Genomic DNA, 13,808 nt, shown 5'->3' on the forward strand with positions numbered 1-13,808 from the left:
CGTATGAGCTTCGGCGTCCGATTGCACGTCTGGGGGGAGCGCGCCTGCTTCACCCGCCCGGAGATGAAGGTCGAGCGGGTGAGCTACGACATCATCACGCCCTCGGCGGCGCGCGGCATCCTCGAGGCGATCCACTGGAAGCCGGCCATCCGCTGGCACGTCGAACGCATCCAGGTGCTCCGCCCGATCCGTTTCGAGTCGATCCGGCGCAACGAGGTCGGGGGCAAGCTCTCCGCGGCGACGGTGCGCAAGGCGATCAAGGCGGGGACCACCGCCGGCGTGGCGAAGTGGGTCGAGGAGGACCGTCAGCAGCGCGCCGCGACCGTGCTGCGCGATGTCGGCTACGTGATCGAGGCCCACTTCTCGCTGACCGAGCGCGCCGGTGACGAGGACAACGTGGGCAAGCACCTCGACATCTTCAACCGGCGTGCGCGGCGCGGGCAGTGCTTCCACATGCCCTGTCTCGGGGTGCGCGAGTTCCCGGCCAGCTTCCGCCTGCTGGAGGACGACGAGCCGTCCCCCGCGGTCGCCGAGGCGCTCGCCGGTGAACGCGACCTTGGCTGGATGCTCCATGACATCGACTTCGCCAACGGCATGACGCCGCGCTTCTTCCGCGCTCGCATGATCGATGGCCGGGTCGATGTCCCGGCCTGGGACGACACGGAGGTCCGGGCATGATCCTGCAAGCGCTCCATCGTCATTACCAGCACCTGCTGGAACGCGACACCGAGGGCGTCGCCGCGCTCGGCTACAGCCAGGAGAAGGTGAGCTACGCCATCGTGCTCGACCCGACGGGCGCGGTCGTCGCCGTCGATGACATCCGCGACACCAGCGGTAAGAAGCCCCGGCCTCGGTTGTTGGAGGTGCCGCAGCCGGTCAAGCGGACCGCTGGCATTAAGCCCAATGTCCTGTGGGACAAGACCAGTTACGTGCTGGGGGTGAGCGCCTCCAGCAAGCGCGCGGTACAGGAGCACGCCGCCTTCGTGGCGCTGCACGAGTCCGCCCTGGCCGGGACCGAGGACCCCGGCCTGCTGGCGCTGTTGCGCTTCCTGGGGGCCTGGACGCCGGAGCGGTTCGTTCCCCCCATGTTCAGCGACGAGGTGCTCGATACCAACCTGGTCTTTCGCCTCGACGGCGAGCGGCGCTATCTGCACCAGCGCGAGGCGGCGCGTCAGGTGCGTGCCGACTTGCTGGTTGAGGCCGGGGACGACGGTGAGCACGTCACCTGTCTGGTGACCGGGGTGCCGCAGCCGATGGCGCGTCTGCACCCGCCGATCAAGGGGGTGCGTGGGGCGCAGAGTTCGGGGGCGGCGATCGTCTCCTTCAACCTCGATGCCTTTACCTCCTACGGCAAGGAGCAGGGTGGCAACGCCCCGGTCTCCCAGGCGGCGGCCTTCGGCTACACCACGGCACTCAACCACCTGCTGCGCCCGGGCGAGCACAACCATCAGCGTTTGCTGATCGGCGACACCACCGTGGTGTTCTGGGCCGAGACCGCCGCTGGTGCGCCGGCGCCCGAGGCCGAACTGTTGTTCGACCTGTTGCTCGATCCGCCGAGCGGTGACGCATCGCCCGACGAGGCGCAGGAGACACAGCGGGTGCGCGAGGTGCTGGAGGACGTGCGCCGGGGACGCCCCCTGGTCGGGCGTGATCCCGGACTGGCGCCGGACACGCGGATGTTCGTGCTGGGACTCGCGCCCAACGCCTCGCGGTTGTCGGTGCGCTTCTGGCAGGTCGACACCCTGGATGTACTGACCCGGCGTCTCGCCCAACATGCCGAGGACCTGCGGCTCGAACCCGTGCCCTGGCGCACCGCGCCCGGGGTGCGGCGGCTGGTGCTGGCGACGGTGCCGCATCGCGACGGCGCCATGCCGAAGATGGACGACGCTTTCGACAACCTGGTCGGTGAGCTGCTGCGCGCCATCCTCGGCGGTGGCCGCTATCCGCGTAGCCTACTGGCCAACACCATCATGCGCATTCGCGCCGACGGTCATCTCAGCGGGCTGCGCGTGGCCATCTGTAAGGCCGTGCTGACGCGCGAGCAGCGGCTCGGTAACCCACCGCGCCCGGCAGCGGCGCGCGGCTCGATACACACGTCCGAGGAGGAGATCCCCGTGAGTCTTGACACCCGATCGACCCAGCCCGGCTATCTGCTCGGGCGGCTGTTCGCGCTGCTGGAGCACATCCAGCGCGGCGCGCTCGGCACGCAGGTCAACGCTACCATCCGCGATCGCTATTACGGTGCGGCCTCGGCCACGCCGGCCTCGATCTTCCCGGTGTTGCTGCGCAACACCCAGAACCATCTCGCCAAGCTGCGCAAGGAGCGCACGGGGTTGGCGGTGACGCTGGAGCAACAGCTCGGCGCGATCGTCGACGGGTTGCCGGAGCGCTTCCCGCGCAGCCTGCGCATCGAGGACCAGGGGCGCTTCGCCATCGGTTACTACCACCAGACCCAGGCGTTCTATACCAAGCGCGCCGCCACCGACACCGCCGCCGACGAGACCCAGCCAGAAGGAACCGACGCATGACCGCCATCGCCCACCGTTACGAATTCGTCTATCTGTTCGACGTCACCAACGGCAACCCCAACGGTGACCCGGACGCGGGCAATTTGCCCCGACTCGACCCCGAGACCAACTGCGGTCTGGTCACCGACGTCTGTCTCAAGCGCAAGATCCGCAACTTCGTCGGCCTCGCCAAGGAGGCTGAGCCGGGGTACGAGATCTACATGCAGGAGAAGGCGGTGCTCAATCAGCAGCACCAACGCGGCTACGCGGCGATCGAGGTCGAGCCGGTCTCCAAGAAGCTGCCGAAGGACAAGGCGCAGGCGCAGGAGCTGACTGCCTGGATGTGCCGCAATTTCTTCGACGTGCGCACCTTCGGCGCGGTGATGACCACCGAGGTCAATGCCGGTCAGGTGCGCGGGCCGGTGCAGCTCGGCTTCGCCAGCTCGATCGAGCCGGTGTTGCCGCTGGAGGTCTCGATTACCCGCATGGCCGTGACCAACGACCGCGACGTCGACAAGGAGCGAACGATGGGGCGCAAGCACATCCTGCCCTATGGTCTGTATCGCGCCCACGGCTTCGTCTCGGCCAAGCTCGCCGAGCGCACCGGGTTTTCCGCCGCCGACCTGGAGCTGCTGTGGCAGTCGCTCATCAACATGTTCGAGCACGATCGCTCGGCCGCGCGCGGCGAGATGGCCGCGCGTAAGCTGATCGTCTTCGAGCACGAGAGCGCGCTCGGTAATGCTCCGGCGCACCAGTTGTTCGATGCCGTCGAGGTCAGCCGTGTCCCTGGCGAGGACGACCGACCCGCGCGCAGCTTCAAGGACTATCGTGTCGATATCGCGCACGCGGCCATCCCGCAGGGCGTGCGGGTGATCGAAAAACTCTGATCCCGAGGAGGAGGGCCGAGACATGGACGATACTGACTTCATCCCGCTCTCGGCCCTTCAGCACTATCTCTACTGCCCGCGCCAGTGCGCGCTGATCCATCTCGAACGGCTCTGGGAGGAGAACGCCCATACCGCCCAGGGTCGCCTGCTCCACGATCGCGCCGACCGGCCCGGCGCCGAGCTGCGCCACGGCGTGCGGACCCTGACCGCGTTGCCGCTGGCCCAGGCTGAGCTGGGGATCGGCGGTGTCGCTGATGTCGTCGAGATGCACGCTCGGCCGGATGGGCCGTGCCCCTATCCGGTGGAGTACAAGCGCGGGCGACCGAAGTCGCACCGCGCCGACGAGGTGCAGCTCTGCGCCCAGGCGCTCTGCCTGGAGGCGATGTTCGGGCGGACCGTGCCCGAGGGCGCGCTCTACTATGGCCGGGCCAGGCGCCGCAAGGTGGTGTGTCTCGATCCCGCACTGCGCCAACTGACGCTGGAGACCATCCAAGCGGTGCGCGCCATGTTCACCGCCGGATGCACGCCTACCGCACGCTATCTGGCGTCGCGCTGCGACGCCTGCTCATTGATCGAGCACTGTCAGCCCCGCTTGCTGGGGCGCACGGACGGTGTCGATGCCTGGTTGCGCGGCCAGCTCGACCGGGAGGACTGAGGGATGCGTCGTCTGCTCAATACGTTGTACGTGACCACCGAAGGGGCCTGGATCAGGAAGGATGGTGCCAATATCGTGGTCGAGGTCGAGGGGACCGAACGGGGGCGACTCCCCGTCCACATGCTCGAATCACTGGTGTGTCTCGGGCGAATGATGGTCTCGCCACAGTTGCTCGGCTATTGCGCCGAGCAGGGGATCTGCGTCTCTTTTCTGTCACCGAACGGACGCTTCCTGGCACGCATGGAGGGACCGGTCTCGGGCAACGTGCTGTTGCGGCGCGAGCAGTACCGGCGCAGCGATGAGTCCTCGCGCTGTGCCGCACTCGTCCGCAACTTGCTGACCGGCAAGGTGCACAACCAGCGCGCCGTGATCGGTCGGGCGCTGCGCGATCACGGCACAAGCCTCGCGCCAGAGGTGCGTGCCGCGCTGGAGCAGGTCCGCAAGGGGCTGCGACGCATCATCATCCGCCTTCGCGAAGAGGCGTCGCTGGAGGTGCTACGCGGGCTCGAAGGAGACGCGGCGCGCGCCTACTTTGGTGTCTACGGTCATCTGGTGCGGGTCGATCTGGGCGAACATGCCTTCAACGGTCGCAACCGTCGTCCGCCACGCGACCCCGTCAACGCGCTGCTGTCCTTCCTCTATACGCTGCTCACCCACGACTGTCGCTCGGCGCTGGAGACCGTCGGGCTCGATCCGGCGGTGGGGTTCCTGCACCGCGACCGACCCGGACGGCCCAGCCTCGCGCTCGATCTGGTCGAGGAGCTGCGTCCGGTCGTCGCCGACCGTCTGGCGCTGACCCTGCTCAATCGCAAGCAGCTCACCAGGCGCGACTTCATCTTCCTCGACAATGGTGCTGTGTTGCTCGAAGAGGGGGCGCGCAAGACGTTGCTGAGCGCCTATCAGGAGCGCAAGCGCGAGATGGTGCAGCATCTCTTCTTCGAAGAGCAGGCGCCGCTCGGCCTGTTCCCGCTGCTGCAGGCGCAACTGCTCGCTCGCCACCTGCGCGGCGATCTCGACGCCTATCCGCCCTGTCTGTGGAGGTGAATCCACCATGATGGTGTTGGTCAGCTACGACGTCAGTACACGTGAACCGGAAGGGCCGAAGCGGCTGCGGCAGGTGGCCAAGGCATGCCTCGATTATGGGCAGCGTGTTCAGTTCTCGGTCTTCGAGATCGAGGTCGAGCCGGGGCAGTGGGCCCTGCTCAAACAACGGCTGCTGGATCTGATCGACCCACAGCAGGACAGCCTGCGTTTCTACTACCTCGGCAAGCACTGGCAACGCCGTGTCGAACACATCGGTGCAAAGGAGACGCTCGACCTTCATGGCCCCTTGATCCTCTAGCGGGAAAAACGCGAACTACAAGTGACCGGAAAATCCCCGGGAGGTTCGCAAGTTTTTATCTTTTTGATTTTTTTAGCCTTTTTGTCTTTGCTCGATCTCCGAACTTGGCTAATCGAAGATTTTTCGCCGGTTCGCGAAATTGGCTGAAGTGTCTTTTGCATTTCAGCGGGTTACGATAATGGAGTCGCGCCCAATACGGGCGCGTGGATTGAAACACGAGCTGTATCAGCGACGCGCGCCGGATGATCTGTCGCGCCCAATACGGGCGCGTGGATTGAAACCGGCAACGCTCATCACTCTGGAAGCAATAGCCCCCGTCGCGCCCAATACGGGCGCGTGGATTGAAACACTATGGTGGATAATGCAATGATCACCATGACACCAGTCGCGCCCAATACGGGCGCGTGGATTGAAACACCCGGCAGAATTGAGCGCCCCTCAGGCGCAGCCGGTCGCGCCCAATACGGGCGCGTGGATTGAAACCACCATTACGAGACCCTGATTATCGAGTATGCCATGTCGCGCCCAATACGGGCGCGTGGATTGAAACGCGTGCATCGTCGTCGGCGACGTGCGGGACAAGCGGTCGCGCCCAATACGGGCGCGTGGATTGAAACGAGATCGACGTCGGCCAGTTGCAGCATTCCGGCCGTCGCGCCCAATACGGGCGCGTGGATTGAAACACCGTGCCCGTGGATGAAACGGTCGCGATCGGCCTGTCGCGCCCAATACGGGCGCGTGGATTGAAACCGAGCGTCTGACGGCGCATGCCTCGATCAGTGTAGCGTCGCGCCCAATACGGGCGCGTGGATTGAAACAATTAACCCCGGTGAGCGTCGTGCGTTGAAGCATGTCGCGCCCAATACGGGCGCGTGGATTGAAACTACGGGGCGCTGGAGACCAGCCCCGCCCGCCACGTCGTCGCGCCCAATACGGGCGCGTGGATTGAAACTGCGAGATCGCGGCCAGCGCTGTGGCCACCGGCTGGTCGCGCCCAATACGGGCGCGTGGATTGAAACCTCTCGTCGTCGTCGGATAGCAGCTCGCGCAGGACGTCGCGCCCAATACGGGCGCGTGGATTGAAACGATTACTCGTGGCGCATGCCGCGCATCGACCGCCTGTCGCGCCCAATACGGGCGCGTGGATTGAAACCCGAATGGGCACGAGACCAGCGCCGAGGCAATCGCGTCGCGCCCAATACGGGCGCGTGGATTGAAACGCCGGTGCGGCGCCCGGCGGCATCCCGGGAATGGGTCGCGCCCAATACGGGCGCGTGGATTGAAACCGACGAACTGCTCGGGCAGAGCGCCGAGCCAGGACGTCGCGCCCAATACGGGCGCGTGGATTGAAACGCCAGTTGCGGGTGGCCGTGGTTGGCGGTGGCGGGTCGCGCCCAATACGGGCGCGTGGATTGAAACGACGAAATTCCCCACCTCGATGGCGGTGGCGGTGGCGTCGCGCCCAATACGGGCGCGTGGATTGAAACCTTACTCACGGTCGCGAGGAAGTGCTCGCGGTGCGTCGCGCCCAATACGGGCGCGTGGATTGAAACGCTTAGCCCGCCGCCACCACCACCGCCAATTCCGCGTCGCGCCCAATACGGGCGCGTGGATTGAAACATTGGGGCGTATTGCCTGCGGTGCCTGAATCAGAGTCGCGCCCAATACGGGCGCGTGGATTGAAACAATGCCACTGGCGAATACGAAGCTGATAGTTACCGTCGCGCCCAATACGGGCGCGTGGATTGAAACATCGAAGCGCAAGAGAATTTTCTGGCTTCGCCCCGGTCGCGCCCAATACGGGCGCGTGGATTGAAACGTCGATCTCGCCCTCGGCTCGACCCAGGAAGGCGGTCGCGCCCAATACGGGCGCGTGGATTGAAACGCGACGAGAGGGAGTTGCAAGTGATCCGACAGCTACGGTCGCGCCCAATACGGGCGCGTGGATTGAAACAGACCTGGTGCCGAAGGCTTCCAGGATGCCGGCCAGTCGCGCCCAATACGGGCGCGTGGATTGAAACCTTATCCGCCGACTGCCATTCGTGGGCTGACGCGAGTCGCGCCCAATACGGGCGCGTGGATTGAAACACCCATTGAACTGGCGCCCTGGGCGCTGTGAGGAGGGTCGCGCCCAATACGGGCGCGTGGATTGAAACTGGCTGCGCCACCTGATCGGTGCGCCGACGGGCGCGTGGATTGAAGCCGGGCGGTCAGTGTGGTTGATGTGTTGAGTGCGTGGGGCGCCTTAAACGGACGGCGCGAAACATGCCTATATGCCGAAAATCAGTAGGCGCTGCTGTTGGTTCGCAGTGCTCGCGGTGTTCGCGATGGACTGTGTGTTCCGCACCGCACAGCTAGTTGGTTTGGCGATCTGTCTCGTGCTCGTCTGCGACATACCGTCTGGATCCCTGCGGTGTCGGCGGAGTACCATCGGTCGCGCCCTTGCCGGAGCGGCGCGCGCGAGCGTGTCGGGACTGGGACTGCTCCGGGGTCTCTCCGTCGCGGCTGCGGCGGTCGCGCGTGACTCGCGGGGACCGGCTGCGGCTGGCGGGAGTGCCGCGATCTATCCTGAAGCCACCACCCCGACAAGCAGAGACCACATGCCTACGATCGGAACCCCTTTCTCCCCCAACGCGACCAAGGTCCTGCTTTGCGGGGCCGGCGAACTCGGCAAGGAGGTCGTCATCGAGTTCAAGCGACTCGGACTCGAGGTCATCGCCTGCGACCGCTATGCCAATGCGCCCGCCATGCAGGTGGCCGATCGCGCCTACAGCTTCTCGATGCTCGACGGGGCCGAGCTGCGCCGGGTCATCGAGCTGGAGCGTCCCGACTATATCGTCCCCGAGATCGAGGCGATCGCCACCGACACCCTGCTCGAGCTGGAGGCCGAGGGCTTCAACGTCGTCCCGACGGCGCGGGCGACCCGGCTGACGATGAACCGCGAGGGCATCCGCCGGCTGGTCGCCGAGGAGCTGGGGCTGCCGACCTCGCCCTATCGCTTCGCCGACACCCGCGAGGCGTTCGAGCAGGCGGTTGCCGAGATCGGGCTGCCCTGCGTGGTCAAGCCGATCATGAGTTCTTCGGGCAAGGGGCAGAGCCTGGTGCGCGAGGCCGCCGAGCTCGATCGCGCCTGGGAGTACGCCCAGGCCGGTGGGCGCGCCGGGGGCGGGCGGGTGATCGTCGAGGGCTTCGTCGCCTTTGATTACGAGATCACCCTGCTGACCGTGCGTCACCGCGACGGCACCGCCTTCTGCGCGCCGATCGGGCATCGCCAGGAGGATGGCGACTATCGCGAGTCCTGGCAGCCGCACCCGATGACGCCGACGGCGCTGGCGCGGGCCGAGGAGATCGCCGCGCGGGTGACCGCGGCGCTCGGCGGGCGCGGGATCTTCGGGGTCGAGTTGTTCGTGCGCGGCGATGAGGTGATCTTCAGTGAGGTCTCGCCGCGTCCCCACGACACCGGCATGGTCACCCTGATCTCGCAGGATCTCTCGGAGTTCGCGCTCCATGCCCGCGCCATCCTCGGGCTGCCGATCCCCGAGATCCGCCAGCACGGTCCGGCGGCCTCGGCGGTGATCCTGGTCGAGGGTGAGTCGCCCCGGCCCCGCTTCACCCATCTGGCCGAGGCCCTCGCCGAGCCGGGCACGGATCTGCGCCTGTTCGGCAAGCCCGAGGTGCGGGGGCGGCGTCGCATGGGCGTGGCGCTGGCGCGTGGCACCGATGTCGAGGACGCCAAGGCGCGTGCGCTGCGCGCCGCCGCGCGGGTGCGTGTCGAGCTCGACTAGGGCGCGGCGCGGGCGGATGTCCTCTGCGGGGAGCGACCGGCGCGGGCGGGCCGCGACGGTTGAGCGGTCTGCGGCGCGGCCCGTTGGTCGCTCGCCCGTCTCGACCGCCTGCCGGTGCGGCGCGAGCGGTGGTCGGGGCGCGGGTCGATGACCGCGATCCTCGATATCGTCGTCCCCGTCTTCACCGTCATCGTCGCCGGCTATGTGGCGGTGCGGCTGGGGGTGATGGAGCGCGCGGCGACGGCGGTGCTGGGGCGCTTCGTGCTCCATGTCGCGATGCCCGCGCTGATCGTCGCGACCCTGGCCGGCACCGATCTGCGTCAGGCGATCGAGCCGGGGTTCCTGCTGGCCTACGGCACCGGGACGCTGCTCACCTACGGGCTGATGCTGGCGTGGTTTCGGGGTGGTCGGGGCGACCGGCTTGATCGCGCGGCGGTGAAGGCGCTCGGCTCGGCCTTCTCCAACAGCGCCTTCATCGGTTACGCGCTGCTGCTGCAGGCCTTCGACGAGCCGCCGGTGGCCGGCTTCGCCATGGCGTTGATGTTCGAGAACCTGGTGCTGATGCCGCTGGTGCTGAGCGTGCTCGAACTCGGCACCGGGCAGGGGCGGGCGCCGGGCGCCCGGGCCACCGCGCGGTTGATCGTAGCGCGGCTCGTCACCAACCCGCTGATCCTGGCGATCACCCTCGGTCTCGCGCTCGCGCTGTTCGAGGTGAGGCTGCCGCCGGGGCTGAGCGGGGCGCTGGGGTTGCTCGGACAGGCGGCGGCGGGGGTGGCGCTGTTCTTCGTCGGTGCGACCCTGGTCGGCAGCCGTCTCCACGCCAGCCTCGGCGAGCTCGGGCAGGTCGCGCTGGCCAAGCTGGTGCTGCACCCGCTGCTGGTGGCGGCGATGGTGCTGGCCCTGCCGGCGTTCGATCCCGACCTGCAGCGCGCCGCCATCCTGATCGCCGCCTGTCCGATGTTCGCCATCTTTCCCGTCCTCGGCGCCCGCTACGGTCACGCCGAGCTGGCCAGCGGGGCGCTCCTGGGTGCCACCGCGCTTTCCTTCCTCAGTCTCTCGGTGGTGCTGGCACTGTTGCTGTGATGGCCGGCGCGCGGGCGCGAGCTCAGACCTTGAAGCGCGCCATCATGTGGTGCAGCTGCGCGGCCAGTTGTGCGACCTGATCGCTGGCCTGCGCGCTCTGCTCGGACCCGCCCAGGGTGGTCTCGATGGAGTGGGCGATGTTGGTGATGTTGCGGTTGATCTCCTCGGTCACCGCCGATTGCTGCTCGGCGGCGCTGGCGATCTGGTTGGTCATGTCGCTGATCCGCTCGACCGAGGCGCTGATCGTCTTGAGCGACTGACCGGCCTCGCCGGCCTGGGAGACGCTGTCGCGCGCCTTGACGCGCCCGGCGTGCATCGCCTTGACGGCGCTGTCGGCGTTCTGCTGCAGCCGCTCGATCATCTCGCGGATCTCCTCGGTGGAGTGACGGGTACGATCGGCCAGGGTGCGGACCTCGTCGGCGACCACCGCGAAGCCACGCCCCTGCTCGCCGGCGCGCGCCGCCTCGATCGCGGCGTTGAGCGCGAGCAGGTTGGTCTGCTCGGCGATGGCGCGGATCACCTCGAGCACGCGACCGATGTCGTCGCTGTCGGCCGAGAGCTGGTTGATCACCTCGGCGGCGCCCTCGACGGCCTCGGCCAGCGCGTCGATGGAGTCGACGCTGTGACGCACCACCGCCTCGCCCGAGGTGGCCTCGCGTAGCGTCGTGCTGACCGCGCGTGCGGTCTCGTTGGCGTTTTGCGCGACGCCCTGCACCGTGGCGGTCATCTGGTTCATGGCGGTGGCGACCTGTTCGCTCTCGCGTTGCTGCAGCTGGACCTGGTTGCGGCTCTCGCTGCTGTTGGCCGAGAGTTGTTCGGCGGCGCTGGCCAGCTGCGCCGAGGCGGCGTTCACCTCGACGATGAGCTGCTGGATCTTGTCGACGAAGGCATTGAAGGCGCGCGCCAGATCGGCCAGTTCGTCGCGTCCCTCGGCCACGAGCCGGTGGGTCAGGTCGCCCTTGCCGTGGGCGATCTCGTCGAGTCGCCCGGCGACCTGACGGATCGGGGTCGCGGTGAGCTGTGCGAGCACGAAGGCGCCGGTGATGCCGAGGGCGAGGATCAGCGCCAGCCCAACCGCGAGTCGGCGTTCGAGCTGATCGACACCGGTGGCGACGATGGCGTCGGTCTGAGCGCGGGGGATGCCGAGGAAGAGGAGACCGATCACCCGTCCGGTCTCGTCGGTGAGTGGGTCGTAGACGGTGAGATAGGGTTCGCCGAGGATCTCGGCCTCGCCGATGAAGCGTTTGCCCGCCATCACCGGGGCGAAGGCCGCGCTGGCCTCGCCCAGCCGGGTGCCGACGGCACGCCGTCCGTCGGCGAGCCGGATGCTGGTGGTGAGGCGGGTGAAGTCGTCGCCCTCGCGGGCAAACACCGTGGCGAGTACGCCGAGATCCTCGCTGAGTCGGTCGACCAGTTCGAAGCGCTCGCGGATCGCCTCGCCGTCGGCATCGACCAGCACGCCCGCTTGCATTCGCACATTCCCCCAGGACTGGGCGAGATAGACCTTCGCCGCCTCGAGATCGCCGGCGATCTTCATCGACAGGGTGTGATCGACCAGTTGCCGGCCCATGGCGGTTGCGCTGTGGGTCGAGATCAGCAGGGCGGCCCCACCGACGAGGATCAATAGCGCGACGGTGAAGGCGATCAATCGCTCACGTATCGTCAATTTTCTCCACATGGAACTGCTGTGCCCGATGGTCTGGCGGTGGGAGTTGAGATGGTGGCGTCAAGCCATCAGTCCAATGGGTTTTTACCGCTTCCGGCCTTTTCCAATCAGGTCGCTAGGGCTTGGGTGCCGTCGGCGGCAGAGGACGATCGTGGCGGCAGGGTGATGGCTCAACGGGGTCTGAACCCCTGAAGTCGGGTCGTCTCTGCGTGTAATGTGCGGCGGCTTTCGTTGCTCCCGCTCGCCTGCCCCCTTGGGAATGCCTGAATACCGACTATGCTGTGTACGATTACGGCAGGGTGGGGCATGGAAGGGTGCGCGGTGCGCGCCCCGGGCTGCGACTGGAGGCCGATGTGGCTGGCGATGGTGCGATGCAGTGCAGGTTGGAACTGCCCCCGATGCTCGAGGCATTGCCGGTGGCTCGTGGCTTCGCCGGCGAGCTGGCGGCGCTGGCCGGTTTCGACTCGAGACGGACCAATGCCATCGAGGTGGCGGTGGAGGAAGGCGTGGCCGGCGTCCTCGAACGTGCCGCTCCCGACTCCATCGAGCCGCTGGCGCTGGTCGGCGAGCTGACGCCGCTCACCCTCACCCTCACCCTCGACGATCGCGAGGCGCCGCCGACGCCGCAGGCCGATCCGCCGTCGCGCGCGGTGCTCGATCGGGTCGACGAGATCGATCTCGATGGTCTGCAGCGGCAGATGATCCGTGCCGCCGCCGATGTCGCGCAGTGGCAGTCGCGCGGGCGCGAGGGCAATCGGCTGCGGCTGGTCTTCAACCGCCCCGAGGCCGATATCGTCGCCCGCGCCGATCTCGATGCCCGTCCGCTGGAGCCGTTCGCCGAGTCCGTCGCCCGTGCACCCGAGCAGACCTATACGGTGCGCCGCGCCGCGCGCGACGGCGACTGGTACCAGGTTTCGCGGCTGGTCTATCGCGCCTATGGCTATACCCACCCGAGCGATGATCTCTACTACCCGGACCGGCTGTGTGAACTCAACCGCGCCGGTCGACTGATCTCGGTGGTGGCGACCGATGCCGCCGACACCGTGGTCGGGCACTATGCGCTCGAACTCGGCGGGCTCGGTCAGCTCGGCGCCTCGCGCCTCGCCGTGGCCGAGACCGGGATGGCGGTGGTCGACCCCGCGCATCGCGGGCGGCGGCTGATGGAGCGGATGCGCGAGCGGCTCGAAGCCCTCGCGCGCGAACGCGGGCTGAGCGGGCTGTTCGGCCAGCCGGTGACCACCCATCCCTTCAGTCAGAAGGTCAACGAGCGCTTCGGCGCCCATGTCTGCGCGCTCTCGCTGGCCTTCCTCGCCGGCAACCTGCGTTTTCGCGCGATGGCCGAGGAGCGCCCGGCGCAGCGCGAGAGCTGTCTGCTCTACTTCAAGCCGCTCGCTCCGCCGCCCGAGCGGCTGATCCTGCCCCCCACGCACCATCGCGAGATCCTGCTCGAGACCTATGCCGAGAGCGGCATCCCGGCGCGTCTCGGCGAGCCCGGCGGCAGCGCCGGCGCGAGCCGGTTCGATGCCCATTATCTGAGCGCGCTCGATCTCGGCATGATCCGTCTCGAACGGGTCGGCGACGATGTCGCCGAGGCGCTGCGCGCGGCGCGCAACGAGCTGTGTCGGCGCGCCGGGGCGCGGGTGCTCTATCTCACCGTGCGCCTGAGCGATCACGGTTGCGCGGCGGCGGTGGCCGCGGCCGAGCGGCTCGGCTTCTTCTACGGCGGTCTCGCGCCCTGTTTCGACGAGGGCGAGGACGTGCTGCGGCTGCAGTACGTCGACACCGCGCTCGATCTCGATCGGGTCGAGTTGGTCGCGCCCTTCGCCCGGCGGCTGCTCGACTATGTCGAGCGCGACCGCCGGCGCGTCGAGCGGTAACGGCCG

Annotated in this window: 10 protein-coding genes and 1 CRISPR repeat array; of the genes, 9 read left to right on the forward strand and 1 reads right to left on the reverse strand. The window is 67.6% G+C overall.

The window, feature by feature from the left end:
• Positions 1 to 3: 3 nt before the first annotated feature.
• The 8 genes from cas5c to EDC29_RS04835 all read left to right on the forward strand — a co-directional run bounded on the left by cas5c (position 4) and on the right by EDC29_RS04835 (position 10,259).
• The gene (gene cas5c / locus EDC29_RS04800) at positions 4 to 678 is read left to right on the forward strand and encodes a type I-C CRISPR-associated protein Cas5c (RefSeq protein ID WP_132228790.1); all 675 of its coding nucleotides are present in this window, start codon (positions 4 to 6) and stop codon (positions 676 to 678) included.
• Positions 675 to 2,528, forward strand: a complete 1,854-nt coding sequence (gene cas8c, locus EDC29_RS04805; RefSeq protein ID WP_132228792.1) for a type I-C CRISPR-associated protein Cas8c/Csd1 — start codon at positions 675 to 677, stop codon at positions 2,526 to 2,528. Before cas5c ends, cas8c begins: the two co-directional genes overlap by 4 nt.
• Positions 2,525 to 3,394 carry a type I-C CRISPR-associated protein Cas7/Csd2 gene (gene cas7c / locus EDC29_RS04810; RefSeq protein ID WP_132228794.1) on the forward strand — a complete coding sequence of 290 codons (870 nt, stop codon included), beginning with the start codon at positions 2,525 to 2,527 and terminating at the stop codon, positions 3,392 to 3,394. The genes cas8c and cas7c overlap by 4 nt, the downstream gene beginning before the upstream one ends.
• Positions 3,395 to 3,416: 22 nt before the next feature.
• Positions 3,417 to 4,049 carry a CRISPR-associated protein Cas4 gene (cas4, locus tag EDC29_RS04815; protein WP_132228796.1) on the forward strand — a complete coding sequence of 211 codons (633 nt, stop codon included), beginning with the start codon at positions 3,417 to 3,419 and terminating at the stop codon, positions 4,047 to 4,049.
• 3 nt (positions 4,050 to 4,052) lie between these two features.
• Entirely contained in the window at positions 4,053 to 5,093 is a 1,041-nt protein-coding gene (gene cas1c, locus EDC29_RS04820; RefSeq protein ID WP_132228798.1) for a type I-C CRISPR-associated endonuclease Cas1c, read from the forward strand.
• Positions 5,094 to 5,100: 7 nt separating this feature from the next.
• Entirely contained in the window at positions 5,101 to 5,391 is a 291-nt protein-coding gene (cas2, locus tag EDC29_RS04825; protein ID WP_132228800.1) for a CRISPR-associated endonuclease Cas2, read from the forward strand.
• A 183-nt stretch (positions 5,392 to 5,574) separates the two neighbouring features.
• A CRISPR array of direct repeats spans positions 5,575 to 7,547; the repeat unit is 32 nt; unit sequence GTCGCGCCCAATACGGGCGCGTGGATTGAAAC.
• A 444-nt stretch (positions 7,548 to 7,991) separates the two neighbouring features.
• A complete protein-coding gene (gene purT, locus EDC29_RS04830; protein WP_123140857.1) occupies positions 7,992 to 9,176 on the forward strand; it encodes a formate-dependent phosphoribosylglycinamide formyltransferase in 1,185 nt (394 codons plus the stop codon).
• A gap of 147 nt (positions 9,177 to 9,323) precedes the next feature.
• Positions 9,324 to 10,259, forward strand: a complete 936-nt coding sequence (locus EDC29_RS04835) for an AEC family transporter (protein ID WP_132228802.1) — start codon at positions 9,324 to 9,326, stop codon at positions 10,257 to 10,259.
• A 22-nt stretch (positions 10,260 to 10,281) separates the two neighbouring features.
• Here the strand turns inward: EDC29_RS04835 and EDC29_RS04840 are convergent, their stop codons facing one another.
• A complete protein-coding gene (locus EDC29_RS04840) occupies positions 10,282 to 11,937 on the reverse strand; it encodes a methyl-accepting chemotaxis protein (protein WP_132228804.1) in 1,656 nt (551 codons plus the stop codon).
• A 371-nt stretch (positions 11,938 to 12,308) separates the two neighbouring features.
• Between EDC29_RS04840 and EDC29_RS04845 the strand changes: the two genes are divergently transcribed.
• Entirely contained in the window at positions 12,309 to 13,802 is a 1,494-nt protein-coding gene (locus EDC29_RS04845) for an ATP-binding protein (RefSeq protein WP_165913435.1), read from the forward strand.
• The last annotated feature ends 6 nt before the right edge of the window (positions 13,803 to 13,808 follow it).

The sequence above is a fragment of the Marichromatium gracile genome (genome assembly GCF_004343155.1).
In the GTDB taxonomy this organism is placed as follows: Bacteria; Pseudomonadota; Gammaproteobacteria; order Chromatiales; family Chromatiaceae; genus Marichromatium; species Marichromatium gracile.

Excerpts from the sequence above, each read along its gene's own strand:
- cas1c (WP_132228798.1), top strand. The coding sequence starts at position 4,053 with ATGCGTCGTCTGCTCAATACGTTGTACGTGACCACCGAAGGGGCCTGG.
- cas4 (WP_132228796.1), top strand. The coding sequence starts at position 3,417 with ATGGACGATACTGACTTCATCCCGCTCTCGGCCCTTCAGCACTATCTC.
- EDC29_RS04835 (WP_132228802.1), top strand. The coding sequence starts at position 9,324 with ATGACCGCGATCCTCGATATCGTCGTCCCCGTCTTCACCGTCATCGTC.
- EDC29_RS04840 (WP_132228804.1), bottom strand. The coding sequence starts at position 11,937 with ATGTGGAGAAAATTGACGATACGTGAGCGATTGATCGCCTTCACCGTC.
- cas2 (WP_132228800.1), top strand. The coding sequence starts at position 5,101 with ATGATGGTGTTGGTCAGCTACGACGTCAGTACACGTGAACCGGAAGGG.
- cas8c (WP_132228792.1), top strand. The coding sequence starts at position 675 with ATGATCCTGCAAGCGCTCCATCGTCATTACCAGCACCTGCTGGAACGC.
- purT (WP_123140857.1), top strand. The coding sequence starts at position 7,992 with ATGCCTACGATCGGAACCCCTTTCTCCCCCAACGCGACCAAGGTCCTG.
- cas7c (WP_132228794.1), top strand. The coding sequence starts at position 2,525 with ATGACCGCCATCGCCCACCGTTACGAATTCGTCTATCTGTTCGACGTC.
- cas5c (WP_132228790.1), top strand. The coding sequence starts at position 4 with ATGAGCTTCGGCGTCCGATTGCACGTCTGGGGGGAGCGCGCCTGCTTC.